General features: G+C 40.8%; 6 protein-coding genes. 5 read left to right on the top strand and 1 reads right to left on the bottom strand.

Annotated elements, in window-relative coordinates; genetic code table 11:
* Nucleotides 1-195: 195 nt before the first annotated feature.
* Nucleotides 196-1098 carry an arginase gene (gene rocF, locus LD39_RS10190; protein ID WP_035545902.1) on the top strand — a complete coding sequence of 301 codons (903 nt, stop codon included), beginning with the start codon at nt 196-198 and terminating at the stop codon, nt 1096-1098.
* 16 nt (nt 1099-1114) lie between these two features.
* Here rocF and LD39_RS10185 read toward each other — a convergent pair whose 3' ends face one another.
* The gene (locus LD39_RS10185) at nt 1115-1309 is read right to left on the bottom strand and encodes an aspartyl-phosphate phosphatase Spo0E family protein (protein ID WP_035545900.1); all 195 of its coding nucleotides are present in this window, start codon (nt 1307-1309) and stop codon (nt 1115-1117) included.
* A 162-nt stretch (nt 1310-1471) separates the two neighbouring features.
* Between LD39_RS10185 and sigW the strand changes: the two genes are divergently transcribed.
* The 4 genes from sigW to LD39_RS10165 all read left to right on the top strand — a co-directional run bounded on the left by sigW (nt 1472) and on the right by LD39_RS10165 (nt 4902).
* A complete protein-coding gene (gene sigW, locus LD39_RS10180; protein ID WP_035545899.1) occupies nt 1472-2035 on the top strand; it encodes an RNA polymerase sigma factor SigW in 564 nt (187 codons plus the stop codon).
* Between the two features lie 18 nt (nt 2036-2053).
* Nucleotides 2054-2707 (top strand): anti-sigma factor, encoded by a 654-nt coding sequence (locus tag LD39_RS10175; protein ID WP_035545897.1) that lies wholly within the window; start codon nt 2054-2056, stop codon nt 2705-2707.
* 403 nt (nt 2708-3110) lie between these two features.
* Nucleotides 3111-3923, top strand: a complete 813-nt coding sequence (gene cdaA, locus LD39_RS10170; RefSeq protein ID WP_035545895.1) for a diadenylate cyclase CdaA — start codon at nt 3111-3113, stop codon at nt 3921-3923.
* Complete coding sequence (locus LD39_RS10165) at nt 3916-4902, top strand: YbbR-like domain-containing protein (RefSeq protein ID WP_035545894.1); 987 nt, start codon at nt 3916-3918, stop codon at nt 4900-4902. Before cdaA ends, LD39_RS10165 begins: the two co-directional genes overlap by 8 nt.
* Nucleotides 4903-5029: the final 127 nt, after the last annotated feature.

The raw sequence follows: 5029 nt of genomic DNA, 5'->3' as shown, positions 1-5029 counted from the left end.
TTTTTATATTTATTTCTGTTTTAGAAGATATTTAGAATGGTATTAAAACAGATGTATGGAGCTTATGCTTGTAAACATGCACTAAGCAAGCCGTATATGTACTAGAATGCGTATATATATGCACTATCATGTCCGGTTGAGTCATTCCTGTAAAAACGGATACAATTAAAGTATTGAATAAAGGAGGAGACATGTATGAATAAACAGCTTTCCGTAATAGGCGTTCCAATGGATCTAGGTCAAATGCGTAGAGGTGTAGACATGGGGCCAAGTGCAATCCGTTACGCTGGTGTAATTGAACGATTAACGAGATTGAATTATGATATTGAAGACTTAGGGGATATTGATATTCCACGTCCTGCTCAGCAGAACAATCCGAAACAAGATAACTTGCGTAATTTAAATGAAATTGCTGAAGGAACACAGCGTTTAGCTGAAAAGGTTGACCAAGTAGTGGAAGATGGACGTTTTCCGCTTGTTCTTGGAGGAGACCATAGTATAGCAATGGGTACGCTTGCGGGGATTGCTAAACATTATCAGAATCTTGGTGTCATCTGGTATGATGCACACGGCGATTTGAACACAGGAGATAGTTCCCCGTCTGGAAATATTCATGGCATGCCCTTGGCTGTGAGCTTAGGAATCGGTCACGAAAAGCTTACAGGTATTCATGGGTACGAACCTAAAATCAAACCAGAAAACATTGTCATCGTAGGAGCACGTTCATTGGATGAAGGTGAGCGGGAGCTGATTAAAGAAAAAGGAATCAAAGTGTACACAATGCATGAAGTTGATCGTATGGGTATGACCCAGGTTATGGAAGAAGCAAAGGATTACTTAAAAGATCGTACAGATGGAGTACATTTGAGTCTTGATTTAGATGGATTGGATCCCAACGAAGCACCTGGAGTTGGAACTCCGGTTTTAGGTGGATTAAGTTATCGTGAAAGTCATCTTGCTATGGAGATGTTGTTCCAATCTCAAATGATCACATCCGCAGAATTCGTTGAGGTGAACCCGATTCTAGATGAAAAAAATAAGACCGCTACATTAGCAGTCGGTTTAATGGGTTCTCTCTTTGGAGAAAGTTTAAAATAATATAGTTTATATTAATTTAGCAGTAACTTGCCTCTTTTAAGGCAGGTTGCTGTCTTTTTTGTTTTATATCTTCATATTCGTTCATCAAATGATCTAATCGGATACTCATTCGTAATACTTCTGGAGAAGTTAATGAATATAGGCGAGCGACACGACTCATTTCAGTACGACAAGCTTCGATTTCCTTCACCAAAAATACTTCTCGCTTCATGTGTGTAATTCCTCCAATGCATTTTTTTACATCTACTCTCTTATATCCGATAATAAAAAGAGTTAAACTTATATTAATATTAAAAATATATATATTTTTGAAACCTAAGGGTGGGGTCATCCGTAAAGGATATCGACCGCAACTATAGCGGAGGTATAACAGATGGAAACCATGATTAAACAAAAAATTAAAGAAGTAAAAAAAGGTGACCAATCAGCATTTGAAGACATTGTATCTTTTTATCAGAATAAAGTATATCACATCTGTTTTCGTATGATTGGGAACGCTCATGAAGCGGAAGATCTTGCACAAGAAGCCTTTATTCGAGCTTATACGAATATTCATACGTTCGATAATCGTAGGAAATTCTCTACGTGGCTGTATCGGATCGCTACAAATTTGACGATCGATCGGATTCGTAAAAAAAAGCCGGATTATCATCTCGATGCAGAGGTTAAAGGAACTGAGGGGTTGGATATGTACTCTCAGCTGGCTGCTGATCAGGCATTGCCGGAAGAGGAAGTAGAAAGTCTTGAACTTCAAACCTACATCCATCGAGAGATACTAGCCTTGCCGCCTAAGTACCGGAGCGTAATTGTGTTGCGATATTTAGATGAACTGGCTCTTCAAGAAATTGCCGAAGTACTGGACATTCCAGTGGGGACGGTAAAGACTAGAGTGCATCGTGGCAGGGAAGCTTTACGCAAAAGGCTTCGACATGTGTAAAGGAGTTGAGAGGGAATTATGAAATGCAATAAAGAAGCTGTTGCACTTATGCATAAATACATGGATGGAGATTTAAATAAAGAAGAAGAGAGACGACTGCGCGACCATCTGCAAGCATGTCCATCCTGTCAGAGTCATTTTCATGAATTAAAGAAAACGACAACGTTAATTAAGAATACAGGTCCGGTTTCCGCACCAGAAAATTTCACGGCTAACGTCATGGCGAATCTTCCTAAACAGAAAAAGAAGAAGAATTACGCCCGCTTATTCCAGAAACACCCGATTTTAACTGCTGCTGCTGTATTTTTCATTCTAATGTTCAGCAGTGTAATGACAGCCTGGAATCAGGATCATCAAGTCACGGTTTCTAAACAGGAAAACTTAGAAATCAGGGACAATACAGTCATTGTTCCGGAGGGGGTCACTGTAAACGGGGACCTTGTCGTCCGAAACGGGGACTTAAAGATTGAAGGAAAGATTGACGGTGATGTGACGATCATTAATGGTGATATTCTTGATGAGGATTCACAGAACATTAATCAAGGGCTGGATTCATCTAGCCTTCAAGCCTATACTGGCGAATTGACAGAAGTGAATCAAGTGTTCGAGTGGATGTGGTACCACACGAAGAATGTAGTCACTGATATATTTTCGCTTGGGTCTGAGGACTAAATTTAAGCTAGTGACGTGACCAGGATGGCTTCCCCATCCTGGTTTTTTATCGTCTAGGAAATTATAATATTATTTGTGTATCGATAACTTTTTGAGGTGTGAGTCTACATCTAGCTCCAGCGCCTAGCCCCTCGAGGTCATGAGTCAAGCGACTTTGTTGATAAAAAGCTATTCACTCTATCTCTTCTCGTATGCTTGCCGTGGGCTCTAAGGACGAGGGGCATTTAAACGTTGGTACAGGCCGTGCCGCACTTAGTTGAACATTTGAATAACAAAGCCATGCGCTTGCGCTTTTGTTCAGTAGTGATCTTCTCGTATTCGAAGCTATCAGAAGTGTGATATAATAATACAGGTGAAAATTTTCTAACAATAGCTTTATTTTATAATAAAAGGAAGTGTAGGCATGCTTGATGGGGGACTTGATGTATTAGATTATTTTTTGATAGCTGTTGATATCACCCTTGTCTGGTTTGTTGTATATAAATTAATCATGCTGATCCAAGGAACGAAGGCTGTCCAATTACTAAAAGGGATCTTCGTTATTTTAGGTATATGGTTATTGAGTAATTTATTTGGACTAACCACATTAAGGTGGCTGATGTCACAGGCGATCACATGGGGTTTTCTTGCTATAATCATATTATTCCAGCCTGAGCTCAGACGAGCACTGGAACAACTCGGTCGTGGAAGCTTCTTTAGTAGAAATACATCTGAAGAAGAAGATACAGAGAAGTCGATTCAGGCAATTATAAAGTCTTGTCATTACATGGCAAAGCGTCGAATTGGTGCCTTGATTACAATTGAACGAGAAACAGGCATGGGGGATTACGTGGAGACAGGGATAAGAGTCGGCGGGCATCTTTCAAGTGAACTGCTGACAAACATCTTTATCCCGAACACCCCCCTTCATGATGGTGCTGTTATACTTAAGAACGATGAGATCGTGGCTGCTGCTTGTTATCTGCCTCTATCCGAGAGCCCATTCATCTCCAAAGAGTTAGGTACAAGACACCGTGCGGCGATGGGAATCAGTGAAGTGACTGACGCATTGACGATTGTTGTATCCGAAGAAACCGGATCAATCTCTTGCACAAAGAATGGCGAACTGCATCGCGGCATCGATCAAGAAAAGCTGGAAGAGATTCTGCGTACTGAACTAGATTACTCAGCCCCTGCGGTAAAATCCTGGAACTGGAGGGGGAAGAAAAATGGATAACTGGTTTAAAAGTGTTTGGTTCATCCGGATTATTTCCTTAATTCTTGCAGGGTTACTTTGGGTGACGGTGAACGTAGATGATAATATGGACTCTGATTCTTTGTTATTTGACAGTACTTCATCTGATATGGAAGTCATGGAAAATATCCCACTTGAAATTCGCTTTAATAGCGAAGAATATGTAGTTAGCGGTCTGCCTCAAGAAGTATCTGTAAGAGTCGAAGGTACGCCTAGTGTAATCGCACCAGTCGTACGACAAAAGAATTTCACTGTATTTGTTGATTTGAATGGTCTCGGGCCAGGTACTCATGAAGTTTCCCTTCAACATTCGGGAATATCCAATCAATTGGCGGTAACCATTGATCCTAAAACCATTGAGGTAACAATAGAGGAAAAAATCAGCGAGAATTTCGATGTAAATATAGATTACACAAATGAAAAACAGCTCAACAATGAATTGGTCCTGGGAGAAGCGAAAGTAGAACCTTCGGCAGTAACGATCACTGGGTCTTCTTCTGTTGTGAATCGGATTGCTTCTGTAAAAGCAATTATCGATGTAGGTTCAGCTAAAGAATCTATAAAAGCTCAAGAAGCGCCTGTGAAGGTTTATGATAATCAGGGCAACGAATTGAATGTTTTAGTCGATCCGACGACAGTCAATGTCTCTGTGCCGGTTAGTAAGCGTAAGAAGCAAGTAGGAATCCAACTGACACCAAAAGGGGGAGCCCCTGAAGGTGTAATCGTCAATTCAGTGACAGCGGAAAGGTCAGAAGTCACCATTTACGGTCCTGATGATGTGATCTCTGAAATTGATGAATTGCCTGAGATCGCCGTTGATATATCCGAAGTGAGGGAAGATGAAACCGTAGAAGTAGAGGTGCCCGTACCAGACGGAGCGACTGCGGTTGATCCAGAAACGATCGAAGTGCAAATCGATGTTGATGAAGGTGATCAAGGCGAGGATACATCACAGAATTAAGAATGAAAACACTCCATAGATAATAGCAAAAAAAATGATATGGAAATCGGGAATATAGGAAAGAGAGGTTGAGTACTCATGGGTAAATATTTTGGAACGGACGGTGTCCGGGGTGTAGCGAATAAGG

Source organism: Halobacillus sp. BBL2006 (assembly GCF_000786645.1).
Classification (GTDB): Bacteria; Bacillota; Bacilli; order Bacillales; family Halobacillaceae; genus Halobacillus.
The sequence above is the reverse complement of the archived record's forward strand: the minus strand, read 5'-3'. Positions and strand labels throughout refer to the sequence as shown.